The 14,022-nt window shown below is 70.3% G+C and carries 14 protein-coding genes and 1 tRNA gene; 8 read left to right on the plus strand and 7 right to left on the minus strand.

Annotated features, from left to right (window positions below; translation table 11 throughout):
* Positions 1–23 precede the first annotated feature (23 nt).
* Both ACFWPQ_RS29280 and ACFWPQ_RS29285 read right to left on the minus strand, forming a co-directional pair.
* Positions 24–2,552 carry an ABC transporter permease gene (locus ACFWPQ_RS29280; protein WP_384041055.1) on the minus strand — a complete coding sequence of 843 codons (2,529 nt, stop codon included), beginning with the start codon at positions 2,550–2,552 and terminating at the stop codon, positions 24–26.
* A complete protein-coding gene (locus ACFWPQ_RS29285) occupies positions 2,552–3,325 on the minus strand; it encodes an ABC transporter ATP-binding protein (RefSeq protein WP_384041057.1) in 774 nt (257 codons plus the stop codon). Before ACFWPQ_RS29285 ends, ACFWPQ_RS29280 begins: the two co-directional genes overlap by 1 nt.
* Positions 3,326–3,738: 413 nt before the next feature.
* Between ACFWPQ_RS29285 and ACFWPQ_RS29290 the strand changes: the two genes are divergently transcribed.
* A tRNA-Leu gene (locus tag ACFWPQ_RS29290) sits at positions 3,739–3,821 on the plus strand.
* 30 nt (positions 3,822–3,851) lie between these two features.
* Here ACFWPQ_RS29290 and ACFWPQ_RS29295 read toward each other — a convergent pair.
* Both ACFWPQ_RS29295 and ACFWPQ_RS29300 read right to left on the minus strand, forming a co-directional pair.
* The gene (locus ACFWPQ_RS29295; protein WP_384041060.1) at positions 3,852–4,103 is read right to left on the minus strand and encodes a hypothetical protein; all 252 of its coding nucleotides are present in this window, start codon (positions 4,101–4,103) and stop codon (positions 3,852–3,854) included.
* 153 nt (positions 4,104–4,256) lie between these two features.
* The gene (locus tag ACFWPQ_RS29300) at positions 4,257–4,679 is read right to left on the minus strand and encodes a helix-turn-helix domain-containing protein (RefSeq protein ID WP_384041063.1); all 423 of its coding nucleotides are present in this window, start codon (positions 4,677–4,679) and stop codon (positions 4,257–4,259) included.
* Between the two features lie 230 nt (positions 4,680–4,909).
* Between ACFWPQ_RS29300 and ACFWPQ_RS29305 the strand changes: the two genes are divergently transcribed.
* The 6 genes from ACFWPQ_RS29305 to ACFWPQ_RS29330 all read left to right on the plus strand — a co-directional run bounded on the left by ACFWPQ_RS29305 (position 4,910) and on the right by ACFWPQ_RS29330 (position 10,617).
* Positions 4,910–5,125 (plus strand): hypothetical protein, encoded by a 216-nt coding sequence (locus tag ACFWPQ_RS29305; RefSeq protein ID WP_361286946.1) that lies wholly within the window; start codon positions 4,910–4,912, stop codon positions 5,123–5,125.
* A 75-nt stretch (positions 5,126–5,200) separates the two neighbouring features.
* On the plus strand, positions 5,201–5,419 hold the full coding sequence (locus ACFWPQ_RS29310; RefSeq protein WP_189268007.1) for a hypothetical protein: 219 nt from the start codon (positions 5,201–5,203) through the stop codon (positions 5,417–5,419).
* Positions 5,420–5,522: 103 nt separating this feature from the next.
* Entirely contained in the window at positions 5,523–7,430 is a 1,908-nt protein-coding gene (locus ACFWPQ_RS29315) for a hypothetical protein (protein WP_384041065.1), read from the plus strand.
* Positions 7,431–7,482: 52 nt separating this feature from the next.
* A complete protein-coding gene (locus tag ACFWPQ_RS29320) occupies positions 7,483–8,157 on the plus strand; it encodes a hypothetical protein (protein ID WP_384041068.1) in 675 nt (224 codons plus the stop codon).
* Between the two features lie 225 nt (positions 8,158–8,382).
* Positions 8,383–9,561 (plus strand): 4-hydroxybenzoate 3-monooxygenase, encoded by a 1,179-nt coding sequence (locus tag ACFWPQ_RS29325; protein ID WP_384041071.1) that lies wholly within the window; start codon positions 8,383–8,385, stop codon positions 9,559–9,561.
* 195 nt (positions 9,562–9,756) lie between these two features.
* Positions 9,757–10,617, plus strand: a complete 861-nt coding sequence (locus tag ACFWPQ_RS29330; RefSeq protein WP_384041074.1) for a Bax inhibitor-1/YccA family protein — start codon at positions 9,757–9,759, stop codon at positions 10,615–10,617.
* Between the two features lie 79 nt (positions 10,618–10,696).
* On the opposite strand, the gene ACFWPQ_RS29335 is transcribed toward ACFWPQ_RS29330, so the two are convergent.
* Positions 10,697–10,927: a DUF4287 domain-containing protein gene (locus tag ACFWPQ_RS29335; RefSeq protein ID WP_189268002.1), complete on the minus strand. Its 231-nt coding sequence runs from the start codon at positions 10,925–10,927 to the stop codon at positions 10,697–10,699.
* A gap of 118 nt (positions 10,928–11,045) precedes the next feature.
* On the opposite strand from ACFWPQ_RS29335, the gene ACFWPQ_RS29340 reads away from it, so the two are divergent.
* Positions 11,046–11,357 carry a hypothetical protein gene (locus ACFWPQ_RS29340; protein ID WP_384041077.1) on the plus strand — a complete coding sequence of 104 codons (312 nt, stop codon included), beginning with the start codon at positions 11,046–11,048 and terminating at the stop codon, positions 11,355–11,357.
* Positions 11,358–11,546: 189 nt separating this feature from the next.
* Here the strand turns inward: ACFWPQ_RS29340 and ACFWPQ_RS29345 are convergent, their stop codons facing one another.
* Positions 11,547–12,329, minus strand: coding sequence for a hypothetical protein (locus ACFWPQ_RS29345; RefSeq protein ID WP_384041080.1), 783 nt, complete (start codon positions 12,327–12,329; stop codon positions 11,547–11,549).
* A gap of 281 nt (positions 12,330–12,610) precedes the next feature.
* A complete protein-coding gene (locus ACFWPQ_RS29350; protein ID WP_351716887.1) occupies positions 12,611–13,831 on the minus strand; it encodes an acetyl-CoA C-acetyltransferase in 1,221 nt (406 codons plus the stop codon).
* Positions 13,832–14,022 lie beyond the last annotated feature (191 nt).

Raw genomic sequence — 14,022 nt, forward strand, 5'->3', positions numbered from 1 at the left:
TACCTGCTGCCGTTCGCCGCCCGCTACTCGGACTTGATCGCCGCCAGCACGTTCAGCTTCGCCGCGCGCCGGGCCGGCCACAGGGCCGCCAGGACACCGACCGTGGCGGCCAGGAGGAGGAAGACCGCCATCCTGGTCCAGGGCAGCACCAGTTCGTACGTCGGCATCCGCGAGCCGACCAGCTGACCGGCCGCCCAGCCGAAGAACACGCCCAGGCCGATGCCCAGCACCCCGCCGAAGAGGGAGATGACCAGGGACTCCAGGCGGACCATCCGCTTGACCGCCTTGCGGTCCAGGCCGATCGCGCGGAGCATGCCGATCTCCTGGGAGCGCTCGAACACCGACATGGCCAGGGTGTTGATGACCCCGAGGACCGCGACGATCACCGCCATCGCGAGCAGGCCGTAGACCATGTTCAGGATCAGCGTGAACGCCTGTGCGATGGAGTTCGACAGGTCCTGCTTGTCCTGGACCTTGATCGCCGGGTTGGAGCCGAGGGCCTTCTCCAGCCTGTCCTTGGTCGCGCTCGACGCGCCGTCCGCCGTCCTGACCATGACCTGCATGTCGGCGGGGTCGGTCACGTGCGGGGTGAGGACGGCGTTGTCGAGCATGATCCCGCGGATGAGCTCGTTGCCCTCGTAGACCGCGGCGACCGTCAGCCGCTGCGCCTTCCCGTCCTCGTAGTGCACGGTGAAGGCGGAACCGGCCTTCCAGCCGTGCGACTTGGCCGTGTCGTCGTCCACGACGACGTCCGGGCCACCGACCCTGAAGGTGCCGCTGTCCACCGTGAGGTCGGTCAGCTTCCCGATCGCCGAGCCGTCGACGCCGGTCAGGAACTCGGTGTCGCCGTCGATCCGGGAGGCCGCGTTGCGCAGCGGGCTGGAGGCGGTGACGCCGTCGGTGGCCGCGACCTTCTTCGCCACGTCGGGGGAGAGGGCGTTGCCGTTGGCCATCGAGACCACGTAGTCCGCGCGGATCGCCGCGCTCGCCATCTTGTCGATGGACTTCTGCAGGCTGCCCGCCATCACCGTCATGCCGGTGATCAGGGTCAGGCCGATCATCAGCGCGGACGCGGTGGCGGCGGTACGGCGCGGGTTGCGCACCGAGTTCTGCCGGGCGAGCTTGCCGGAGACGCCGAACCCGCGCAGCAGCGGGGCCGCGGCCGCGATCAGCGGACGGGACAGGAGCGGGGTCAGGACGAAGACGCCGATGATGAGCAGGACCGCGCCGAGGCCCATCGGGGCCTGGCCGTCGCTGCCGCTCATCGTGGTCGCCGCCAGGATCACCACCACGCCCGCCGCCGAGAACAGGGCGCCGATCGTGTTGCGCAGCACCAGCGACTTGGTGGTCGGGGCGGCGTGCAGGGCGCTCATCGCGGCCACCGGCGGGATCTTCGCGGCGCGGCGGCCGGGCAGCCACGCGGCCAGCATGGTGATGACGATGCCGACGGCGAGCGCGGCCGCGACCGTGCCGGAGGTGACGACCAGCGGGCCGTCCGGGACGGTCGCGCCGATCGAGCCCAGCAGCGAGCGCAGTCCGGCGCCGATGCCGATACCGGCGACCAGACCGGTCACGCCGGCCACCGCGCCGACCACGAGCGCCTCGATCAGCACCGAGCGGGTGACCTGGCGGCGGGAGGCGCCCACCGCGCGCAGCAGCGCCAGTTCCTTGGTGCGCTGGGCGACCAGCATGGTGAAGGTGTTGGCGATGATGAACGTGCCGACGAACAGCGCGATGCCGGCGAAGACCAGCAGGCCCGAGCGCAGGCCGCTCATGCTGCTGGAGATGGCCTCGGCCTGGTCGTCGGCGAGCTTCTGGCCGGTGGTGGTCTCCACGAGCTTCTTCGGGAGGGCCTGGTCCAGCTGGGACTTGAGGGCGGCCTGCCCGGTGCCGGACTTCGCGGTCACGTCGATCTCGTCGTACGCGCCCTTCGTGCCGAACAGCTGCTGCGCGGTCGCCGTGTCGAACAGGGCGAGGCTGCCGCCGGCCGCGACGTTGCCGTCGTCGGTGGTGAAGATGCCGGCGACGGTGGGGGTGAGGACCGGGCCGTTCACCGAGATGCGCACGGTGTCGCCGACCTTGTAGCCGGCCCGTCCGGCGGTCTTGGCGTCGATCAGCACCTCGTTCGCGCCGCTCGGCGCGTGACCGCTGGTCAGCGGGTAACGGGAGTCCTTGGTACCCCAGTAGTTGCCGCCCTCGGACTGCCAGCCGCCGCCGATCAGCTTGCCGTCCTTGTCGGCGATCGCGGTGAAGCCGGAGACGACGCCGGTGGCGGAGGCGGCCCCGGGGACCTTCGCCGCCTTGTCGAGCAGGGCCTGGGTGAGGTCGGGCGTCTTGCCGACGGTGTTGCCCTGGTCCGCCTGGCTCCTGGCGGTGACGGCCACGTCGACGCCCTTGAAGCCCTTGGCGGAGCTGTTCTGGAAGGCGTCCGAGATGGTGTTGGTGAAGACCAGGGTGCCGGAGACGAACGCGACGCCGAGCATGACGGCGAGCACGGTCATCAGCAGCCGGGCCTTGTGCGCGAGTACGTTGCGCAGGGCGGTGCGGAACATCAGCTGGTGCGGCCCTTCGCGTCGAACTGCTTCATGAAGTCCAGGACCGTCTCGGCCGTGGGCCGGTACATCTCGTCGACGATCCGGCCGTCGGCGAGGAAGACGACGCGGTCCGCGTACGAGGCCGCCACCGGGTCGTGGGTGACCATGACGACGGTCTGGCCGAGCTCCCGCACCGAGTTGCGCAGGAAGCCCAGCACCTCGGCGCCGGAGCGGGAGTCGAGGTTTCCGGTCGGCTCGTCACCGAAGATGATCTCCGGCCGGGAGGCGAGGGCGCGGGCCACGGCGACGCGCTGCTGCTGGCCGCCGGAGAGCTGCGAGGGGCGGTGGCCGAGCCGGTCCCGCAGACCGACCATCTGGATGACGGAGTCCAGCCACTGCTTGTCCGGTTTCCGCCCCGCGATGTCCATCGGGAGGGTGATGTTCTCCAGTGCGGTCAGCGTCGGCAGCAGGTTGAACGCCTGGAAGATGAACCCGATCTTGTCCCGGCGCAGCTTGGTCAGCTGCTTGTCCTTGAGGGAGCCCAGCTCGGTGTCGCCGATCCGCACGGAGCCGGAGGAGAAGGTGTCGAGGCCGGCCACGCAGTGCATCAGCGTGGACTTGCCGGAGCCGGACGGCCCCATGATCGCGGTGAACTCGGCCTGCCGGAACTCGACGGTGACCCGGTCCAGGGCGACCACCTGGGTCTCGCCCTGGCCGTAGATCTTCGAGAGGTCCGTGGCACGTGCGGCCACGGAAGTGGTCCGCCGGTCGGCGATGTGTGTGGTGGACACGGAAGGGTGCTCCTGTCGGGACGACGGCGTTCATGGGGACCGCACCATCGTCTCGGCCGAACCGGCCCGTGTAGTCAGCCGCAGTTCCGGTTCCGGGGGCCGACTGGGGTCGGACCGCGGGGGCCCCGAGTCATACCTGGGGATGACGGCCGACCCCGAGGCCGGCGATCCGGAATCACAGACTCCTGTTCGTCAAGAACGGGTGGAGCCCCCTTGTTCGGACGGTGAAATTCCGTCATTCCGCGTACGCGGTCACCCACCGCGCGTAACGCTATTGGCAAGTGCGGATGGCTCGTTCCGGGGGCTGATGCTCCCTCAGACGTCAATAAAATAAGACAACATCGGGTCGTCCGTCCGCTGTTCGGGGGACGCCTCCCGATAGGGTCGGAACCTCGTAGCGGAGCCCATGGCCTGCCCGGATGGTGGAATGCAGACACGGCGAGCTTAAACCTCGCTGCCCCTCGCGGGCGTACCGGTTCAAGTCCGGTTCCGGGCACTTCCCGCGCCTTTCGCGGGAGGCGTCGACTCACCCCTCGTAGACCGTCAGGACCGCCCCGTCGACCTCGACGCGGCGGCCCGCCCGCATGCCGTTGTGGCGCAGGGTGCGCAGGCACTCCTCGAACAGGGCGAGTTCGCCCGGGTCCAGGATGGCGGCCGCCAGGTCCAGGAGTTCGGTGACCGAGGCGTCGGTCAGCACCTCGGGCAGTTCCCCGGACAGCAGGACGACGGACTCTCCGTCGGGTTTCCGGACCACGGCCGTCGCGGGTCCGCCGTGCACGAACAACACATCTTCCCCCTGAGAGCCCGTGGTCGTGCGGCTCTCGCGGCCCGGGCAGATCGAGAGACTAGCCCTGGATCTTCACGGTTTCGTGCGGAGTCGGATTCTTTTTCCGACTTGACGGAAGAACGTCCGGGAGTGGTCCGGCCCCGGTCACTTCTCCTCGGCGGACCGGGACGGCCCGGCGGGGCGGGAGGAACGGTCCAGCAGGGACTCGACGAGCGCGGTGACATGCCGGCGGTCGTCGGCCGAGAGTTTCTGGACACTCGCGATGAGCAGCGCGACCTCGGGGTCGGCGGCGCGGGCGGCGCTGTTCGGGTCCGCGGCCGGCGAGGTGTCGTACACGTGGATCCCGCAGGCCTCGGCGGCGGCGCGGCGCACCGCCTCCAGCGGGAGTTCCAGCCCCTTGGCCAGGCCCTCCAGGGTGGTCGCCTGGGGCATCCGGACCACGCGGTCGGTGGTGGCGAGGTGGTGCACGGTGGAGCGGGGGATGCCGCCGCGCCGCGCCACGTCGCCGTAGGACCAGCCCTTGCGGTCGAGGTGCTCACGGATCAACTGCTGCAGTGCGTTGGCCACTGACCGTCACTTCCTGCTCGCCACCTGCGGAGTCCGCCATGTCGCGGCCGATTCTACGGGCGGGTCCGCGATAGGCCGAGAGGGTGATTTCCAGAAGGGGTTGCGCGGTGGGTTCCCGAGCCCGTAGTGTCCAATCTCGTTGGACAGCACGTCCGACCAGATTGGACAGAGTCCGGGGGGAACCTGACTCGGTCCGATCGGAAATGTCTATCCCTGAGGGGGAAAAGATCATGATGGACGCCCACGAGCTCGAGGCCGAGTCCGCGGAACTGCTGCCGGGTCGCGAGGCCCTCGGTCGCCTGAAGTTCGGCTTCGGCAAGACGGTCAACGTCACCAAGCACGTCGCGAACATCAGCGCCCACAACGAGTCCGCCGCGCTGAACGACCACTCGTCGTGGTCGGTGGCCGACTCCGGCGCCGGTCAGAGCATCAGCGTCACCCAGTAGCACCGCCCTGGCGCACGGCGCCGGCACCGAGATCGACCTCAACCTCATCGCACACGAAACGAAGGGACATCCGTCATGAGCATGGACATGAACGAGCTGGAGAACGAGTCCGCCGAGCTGCTGCCGGGCCGTGAGGCCCTCGGTCGCCTGAAGTTCAGCTTCGGCAAGACGGTCAACGTCACCAAGCACATCGCGAACATCGACGCGTCCAACCAGTCCGCCGCGCTGAACGACCACTCCGCCTGGTCGTCCGCCGAGTCGTCGGCCGCGCAGACGATCAGCGTCACCCAGTAGTTCCCAGGGGCGCCGCCGCCGTCGCCCCGGCGGTGGCGCCCCCGGCTGTCGGGGGGGGGAAACACCGGGCGGAACACCATGGGGACTCGGGGGGAGACCACATATGACGGTGCTCGGAGACGGGGCCGCCGCAGTGTACGACACGGGCCCGGTGCCCGGACCCGGCGGCTGGCCGGTGACCTACGAGCAGGTGGCGACGGGCAACCTGCCGGTCGTCGACCAGCCGTCGCCGGCCCCGAGGCTGAGCGCGGGGCTGCGGCTGCACGGCGAGTACCAGGGATCGGGTTTCACCGAGCCCAAGTACATCGCCCGTCGGGGGGACGGGCAGGTCGTGCAGCTGTCCAGGCTGCTGTACCTGGTGGCGTCGTCGGTCGACGGCGTCCGCGATGCCGAGGCCATCGCGCACCGGGTCAGCGCCCGCTTCGGTCGCGAGGTCAGCGGGGAGAACATCCGCTTCCTCGTCGAGAAGAAGCTGGAACCGCTGGGTGTGACGGTCCCGGAGGGCCAGGAGGACGACGAGGTCGACGCCCCGCGCTCCGACCTGCTGCTCGCCCTCAAGGGCCACCGGGTCATCTTCAACGAGCGGCGGACGGCGAAGATCGCGCGTTCGCTGGCGTGGCTGCACCGGCCGGCCGTGGTCGCACTGGTGCTGGGCTCGGCCATAGCCATGGACGTCTGGCTGTTCGGGTTCTTCGGGGCGATCGAGCCCGTCCTGGAGGTGCTCGACCAGCCGGTCCTGATCCTCGTCGTCTTCGTGCTCACCGTGGCCTCCCTCGTCTTCCACGAGTTCGGACACGCCTCGGCGTGCAGATACGGCGGAGCCCGCCCCGGCTGCATCGGGTGCGGGCTCTTCCTCATCTGGCCCTCGATGTACACCGACGTCACCGACGTCTACCGGATCGGGCGGGCCGGCCGGCTCCGCACCGACCTGGGCGGCGTCTACTTCAACGTCGTCTTCATGCTGGCCATGGTCGGCGCCTACTTCGCCACCGGGGCACAGTTCTTCCTGGCCACGGTGTATCTCGGGCACTTCGAGATCATGGAACAGCTGATGCCGGCCGTACGGCTGGACGGCTACTACATCCTCGGCGACCTGGCCGGGGTCCCGGACCTGTACGGCAAGATCAAGCCGATCCTGCTGGGCCTGGTACCGGGGCGGAGGGGGGACCGGGCCCGCCAGGAGGTCGCCGGGCTGAAGAAGTCGGCGCGGGCCATCGTCGCCACCTGGGTGCTCACCATGGTCCCGCTGATCATCGGCGAACTCGGGTACGCGCTGTGGAACCTGCCGCGGATCCTCACCACGATGATCCGCTCGCTGACCGAGCAACTCGTCGGCACCGGCTCGGCGTTCGTGGACGGGAAGATCGTCGAGGGCCTGGTCGGGACGATCGGCTGCGTGATGCTGCTCTGCCCGATGGCTGGTGTCGTCTATCTGTCCGTGAAGATCGGCGGACGCATCATCCGGGCCGCGAAGCGTTCCACGGAGGGCCGCCCCCGGCTGCGGCTGGCCGTCTGCGCCCTCGCCCTCGCCGGGCTCACCGGGCTCAGCTACGCCTGGGTGTCCGGGGTGACCCCGAAGCCGCTGCCCAAGCAGCCGCCGATCGCACCGATCCTCCAGCCGGGGGTGCCGACCGAGGAACCGCCGCCGGCGCGGCAGGCCTCGACCCCGGACCGGCCGGAGGACTCCGGTGCCCCGTCGGACACCGTGTCCGGCGTGCCGGCCGCCTCGGCCGGGGCGAGCGCCGCGCCCTCGGCCGGGGCGGCGTCGCCGGGCGCGTCCGCCTCGGCGTCGCCCTCCGCCTCGGTGCCGGGCAGCCCCGGGCAGGGCGCCAGCGCATCGCAGGCGCCGACCAGCGCGGGACCGGTCACCGCACCGGTGTCCTCGCCGCCGGCGAGCGTGCCGGAGTCCCCGACGCCCACCCCGTCGGAGAGCGTCCCGGTGTCCCCGACACCCAGCCCGTCCCCGCCGCCGGCCAGCGACTCGCCGAGCCCGGCCCCGGCCACGTCCTGACGAGCGGCAGCCAACCACTTACCGCAGCAGCACCGGAGCACAGGAGCACTCCATGAGCAGTCACCGAAAAACCCGCACCACCCCAGGTCCGCTCACCCGGCGGGCCGTCCGGATCGGCCTGTTCGCCGCCGGGGTAGCCGGGGCGGCCACCGCCGTACCCGCACAGGCGGCCACCGCCGCCCCGCACGCCGCGGTCGTCTCCGACCACGTCTTCAGCCACGCCGACCGCGGGCACCACACCCAGGCCAGGGACTCCTTCACGGTCCGCCAGTTCGGCACGGTGAACGCCACCGCCGTACGCAACCAGGCCAACGCCGTCTCGGCCGGCTGCTCGGCGGACGACCACTGCCGCTCGGTGGCCCTCTCCTTCCAGATCGTCACGGTCGCCGGGGAGCACACCCACCTGAACGCCGTGAACCTCAGCGACGCCGCCAACAAGGAGTGCACGGGCTGCCAGACCCTCGCCGGGGCCTACCAGTTCGTGGTCTCCACGCCGACCGCGCTGCGCTTCGACGACGCCACCCGGGGCAGGCTCGACGACATCCACCGCCGGCTCGACGCGCTGACCCGCTCCAGCCTGCCCGCCGCCGAGCTGCGCACGAAGGCCGACGGGCTCGCCGCCGAGGTCACCGCCGTCCTGCACGACGCGGTCGCGAAGGCGCCGAAGGGCGACCCGCAGAAGGACGTCACCCTCCACCGCCACCTGGACGGCTGGCCGGGCCGCTGACCCGTCCGACCGTCCCGTGCACCGGCCGCCGGGCCCGCGACCGCCTCCCGCGGGCCCGGCGGCCTGCGGTGTGCGCCGCCTCGACGGCCGACATCGGGTGTGTCCATTGACATCGGGTATGACCGGACGGAGACTCGACGCAACAAAGTGAAGGAAATTTCACCAGGCGAACAAGGCGACCATGCCGAGCCGGGCGAACCAGACGAACGTCGAAGGGAACGACCGATGCGCACCACCGTCGGCATCATCGGAGCCGGACCCGCCGGGCTCCTCCTCGCGCGGCTGCTGCACAACGCGGGCATCGACTCGGTCGTCCTGGAGAGCCGCGACCGCTCCTACGTCGAGCACCGCCAGCGCGCCGGGATCCTGGAGCAGGGCACCGTGGACGTGCTGCGTGCGGCCGGCGCCGGGGAGCGGATGGACCGCGAGGGCCTGCGCCACGACGGCATCGAGCTCCGCTTCGACCGGCAGCGCCACCGCGTGGACTTCCCCGGCCTCACCGGCGGCCGGTCCGTGATGGTCTACGCCCAGACCGAGGTCTGCAAGGACCTCATCGCCCTCCAGCTCAAGGAGGGCGGCCCACTGCTCTTCGAGGCGGAGGCGCTGGAGGTGGAGGGCGCCGAGAGCGGGCGGCCGCGGGTGCGGTTCCGGCACGAGGGCCGGGAGGACGTCCTGGAGTGCGAGTACGTCGTCGGCTGCGACGGCTTCTGGGGAGTCGCCCGCAACGCGTTCCCGGAGTCCCTCTCCCGGGTCTTCGAGCGGACGTACCCCTACGGCTGGCTGGGCATCCTCGCCGACGTCGCCCCCTCCCACGACGAACTGGTCTACGCCCGCCACGACCGCGGCTTCGCCCTGCTCTCCATGCGCTCCCCGTCCGTCTCCCGTCTCTACCTCCAGGTGCCGGCCGACACGGACGCCGAGGCGTGGACCGACGAGGCGATCTGGGACGAGCTGGAGCGCCGCTTCGAGACCGACGACGACTGGCGCCTGGAGCGCGGCCCGATCACCCAGAAGTCGGTCACACCGATGCGCTCGTACGTCCACGAGCCCATGCGGCACGGCCGGCTCTTCCTCGCCGGGGACGCCGCCCACATCGTGCCGCCGACCGGCGCCAAGGGGCTGAACCTGGCGGTGGGCGACGTCGTCACCTTCGCCCGCGCCCTGGTCCACGAGCGGGAGACGGGCTCGCCGGAGCTGCTCGACGCCTACTCGGCGACCTGCCTGTGCCGGATCTGGCAGGCCGAGCGGTTCTCCTACGACATGACGAGCATGCTCCACCCCGGCCCCGGCGACAGCCCCTTCGACGCCCGCCTCCAGCTGGCCCGGCTCCGCCGGATCGCCTCCTCCCGGGCCGCCGAGACCGACCTCGCGGAGGCCTACACCGGCTTCCCCCTGGACGCCTGAGGGATCTCCGGCCGATTCCGGTCGTGTTCCGGCTTCGTCATGGAATGAAGCCCTCCGTGGCCGGGAATGAGGGCTCCGCGTAGCGTGTTGCGCAGCAGGGTGAGGGAAAGATCCTCCGCAGGTAGTAGGGTCAATCTTTTGCCAATCCATTACTCTTGATGCCAAGGCCGCGCGAGGTGGCCATGGAGGAGTGAAATGAGGAGCAGCAACCCGGTCTTCTCGCGACGGGGGTTCAGCCGCGACAACGGCTACGCGGGCTTCAACACCGCGCCGCAGGCCGGGTACGCACAGGGCAACCCGTACGCGCAGAACCCGTACGCGAACAACCCCTACGCCCAGCAGGACCTCCAGCAGGGCGCCCCGCCGCAGGCCCCGGCCACCACCGGCCGGATGACCATGGACGACGTCATCACGCGCTCCGCGACGACGCTCGGCACGGTCGCCGTCGGCGCGGTCCTCGCCTGGACGCTGCTGCCGATCTCGACCACCAGCTACGGCCTGGCCGTCGGCTCCGCGATCATCGCCTTCGTCCTGGCCATGATCCAGAGCTTCAAGCGCACCCCGGTGCCCGCGCTGATCCTCGGATACGCCGCCTTCGAGGGCGTCTTCCTCGGCGTCATCAGCGAGATGTACAACAGCCAGTGGAGCGGCGCCCCGTTCCAGGCGGTGCTCGGCACCATGGCGGTCTCGGCCGCGACCCTGCTGGTCTACCGGGCCGGCTGGATCCGCGTCACCGCCCGCTACGCCCGCATCGGCATGGCCATCGCCATCGCCTTCGTGCTGGTCATGGCGGTCAACCTGCTGCTGGTCGCGTTCGGTGTCGCCGAGAACGGCGGACTGCGCAGCTTCGGCCCGCTCGGCGCGATCGTCGGCATCATCGCGATCCTGCTCGGCGCGTTCTTCCTGACCCTCGACTTCAAGCAGATCGAGGACGGCATCGCCTACGGCGCCCCGAAGAACGAGGCCTGGCTGGCCGCGTTCGGCCTCACCATGACGCTGGTGTGGATCTACATCGAGATGCTGCGCCTGGTGGCGATCTTCAGCAGCAACGACTAGCCGCGCGAGAAGAGCCTGAACCCAGAAGGGCCCCGGGGTCGTCACCCCGGGGCCCTTCGCCGTCTGTGTGCGTGCGCGCCTAGAGAAGTTTGCGCGCGGCCCTCCTCAGGTCGTACTCGTGGATCAACGCCTTCGCGTGGCCGTACGCGAGGTTGTGCTCGTGGCGGAGCCAGCTGACCTTTTCCTCGAAGCAGAAGAGGGACGGGCCTTCGTCGACGGTACGCAGCCAGTCGGACACTTCACGACCGGTGCAGTGGGGGATGCGGGCGAGCAGGTTGCGATGGGTCTCCATGGAGAAGACTTGGGACATCGGCGCCTCCGGTGCGCAAAGGGGGTTGTAGCCGGTCCTTCACGTCACCGTGCCTGAGTGTTGGCGTGTTGGCAACAGTCGTGACAAGACAGCCGGTGGCACGCGTTACGCTCACGGCGTGGTTGATACGACGCCTCTCACCCGTGCCGTGGAACACTTCGCTGACAAGCTGAGGGCGGCACCGCAGAGCCGGTTGCAGCGGGGCGCCGCCGCGGAGGCGCTGGGGCTCGCGAGGGAGTTGGCCCGGTGGGCGCAGGCCGTCGAGGAGCCGGGCACCGAGAGCCGCGAGATGCCGGACGCGGGGATGTTCGCGGTGGCCGACCAAATCACTGTGGCCGGGAACGACTTGGCCGTGGTGCTGGAGAACGAGGCCGAGGTGGGGGATGCGGTGCGGCTGGTGGAGGAGGCGCAGAAGAGGGCGGGGGTGTGAGGCGGCGGTGCGTTGCCGGGTGCGGCGCCGTCGTGGTTGCTCGCGCAGTTCCCCGCGCCCCTGAAAGCAAAAGAAGGGGCGCTGCAGTGCGCCCCTTCAGAGGCGCGGGGCTGTGTTGAATTTGCGGCTACCGCCGCGTGGGCGCGACCAGCCCCCACGCACCCGCACCCGACAACGCGCCCCGGAACCTTAGAGCGACGCTATGACCCGGTCCGCCAGGATGTAGACGTTCTCCTCGCCGCACGCGAACGTCAGTGTGTACGCGCCGGAGATCCCCGAACCGCCCAGCAGGTACGGCGTCTCACCGGCGCCCAGGGCGGCAGCCAGCCGCTCCGCCGTCTCCCGGTGCCCCGGCGTCATGCACAGGGTCGTGCCGTCGGCGAAGACGTAGACGTCCAGCGTGCCCAGCGGACCCGGGCGGACGTCGGAGAGCTCGACCTGCGACTCGGCCAGCTGCTCCAGCGCCGCGACCGTGCGCTCGTGGTCGTTCACCACCGGCGACTGCACCGGTACGAAGTCCGGGTGGGACGGGTGGCGGCGGCGGGCCGCGGCCAGCTCCGGGGACTCCCCGGTGAACTCGTCCGTCTCGGCCGCGGGCTCGGCGACCGGCTCAAGACCCACGAAGTCCGTCTGCCGGGGCAGGAACGGCTCGCCGTCCGCCAGACCCAGCAGCGACGGCGCGTCGGAGACGTCACGCGCCTCCTGCGCGGCCCAGAAGGCACGCGCCTCGGCCAGCTCCCGCTCCCGCTCCTCGGCCAGCGCCTCCGCCACGGCGGCACGTATCTCCTCGGCGGCGGCATGGCTCCGGGCCGTCGGCATGAGGGCGCGCAAGGTCGCGGCCTGGTTCTGGGCAAGCTGGGTGTGCAGCTCGGCGACCTGGCGGCGCAGCTTCAGAACGGTGCGCAGGACAGCGACGCCCACGGCGCCCGTGGCGGCCGTGGTGAGCAGCAAGGCGATCGGCATGGCGCTCACTGACGTACTCCCGGTTCAAAGTCGACCCCCGACTTCCTACATCAGCTTGAAGGGTGGACTATCAAGCTGTCAGTGCGTAACGTCACGAAACGGACAGGACTTTGGCCCTGGGGTTTACCGGGACAACGGCGCTGACCTGCGGTGATATCTCCACAGAGGGAGATAGGTCACATCCTGGGGGCGATTGGATCACAAATCGGCCCGGTGTTCGGGGTTTTCTCGAACACCGGGCCGTGGTGTCACGGTGCGTCCCGTGACGGTTACTCAGGGGCTCAGAACGCTCAGCTGAGGCGCTCGATGACCATCGCCATGCCCTGGCCGCCGCCGACGCACATGGTCTCCAGACCGAACTGCTTGTCGTGGAACTGGAGGGAGTTGATGAGCGTGCCGGTGATGCGGGCGCCCGTCATGCCGAAGGGGTGGCCGACGGCGATGGCGCCGCCGTTCACGTTCAGCTTCTCCAGCGGGATGTTCAGGTCGCGGTAGGAGGGGATCACCTGGGCGGCGAACGCCTCGTTGATCTCGACCAGGTCGATGTCGTCGATGGTGAGGCCGGCGCGGCTCAGGGCCTGCTTGCTCGCCTCCACCGGGCCGAGGCCCATGATCTCGGGGGAGAGGCCGGTGACACCGGTGGACACGATGCGGGCGAGCGGGGTCAGGCCCAGCTCGCGGGCCTTGGTGTCGCTCATGATGACGACCGCGGCGGCGCCGTCGTTCAGCGGGCAGCAGTTGCCGGCGGTGACCAGGCCGTCGGGGCGGAAGACCGGCTTCAGGCCGGCGACGCCCTCCAGGGTGACGCCGGCGCGCGGGCCGTCGTCCTTGCTGACGACCGTGCCGTCGGGCAGCGTCACCGGGGTGATCTCCCGCTCCCAGAAGCCGTTCTTGATGGCTTCCTCGGCGAGGTTCTGGGAGCGGACGCCGAACTCGTCCATGTCCTGGCGGGTGACGCCCTTGATGCGGGCCAGGTTCTCGGCGGTCTGGCCCATCGCGATGTACGGGTCGGGGAGCAGGTCGTCCTCGCGCGGGTCGTGCCAGGTGGAGCCGGTCGACGCGGCGGTGGCGGCGGTACGGGCCTGGGCCTCGGCGAAGATCGGGTTCGTGGTGTCCGGGAGGCCGTCGGAGCTGCCCTTGGCGTAGCGGGAGACCATCTCGACACCGGCCGAGATGAAGACGTCGCCCTCGCCGGCCTTGATGGCGTGCAGGGCCATGCGGCTGGTCTGCAGGGACGAGGAACAGTACCGGGTGATGGTGGTGCCGGGCAGGTAGTCCATGCCCATCTGCACGGCGACGATCCGGCCGAGGTTGTAGCCCTGCTCGCCGCCGGGGAGGCCGCAGCCGAGCATCAGGTCGTCGATGTCCCGCGGGTCCAGCTCGGGGACCTTGGCGAGGGCGGCCTGGATGATCGTCGCGGTGAGGTCGTCGGGGCGCAGGTCCTTCAGGGAGCCCTTGACGGCGCGGCCGATCGGGGAACGGGCGGTCGAGACGATGACGGCTTCGGGCATCACGGCTCCATTGGCGTACGAAGGTTGGCAGGGCCGCTTCGGAAGTTACCTGTACGTATGTCATCGGTCACCGGTGTCGGGGTGTGACACTGGCCGCACTTTCTAAGCGCTTGCTTGGCTGGTGTGCCGGGGGTGTGCCGGGGGTGCGTTGTCGGGTGCGGGCCGGTGGGGCCGATCGCGCAGTTCCCCGC

This window comes from Streptomyces sp. NPDC058464 (assembly GCF_042721035.1).
Classification (GTDB): domain Bacteria; phylum Actinomycetota; class Actinomycetes; order Streptomycetales; family Streptomycetaceae; genus Streptomyces.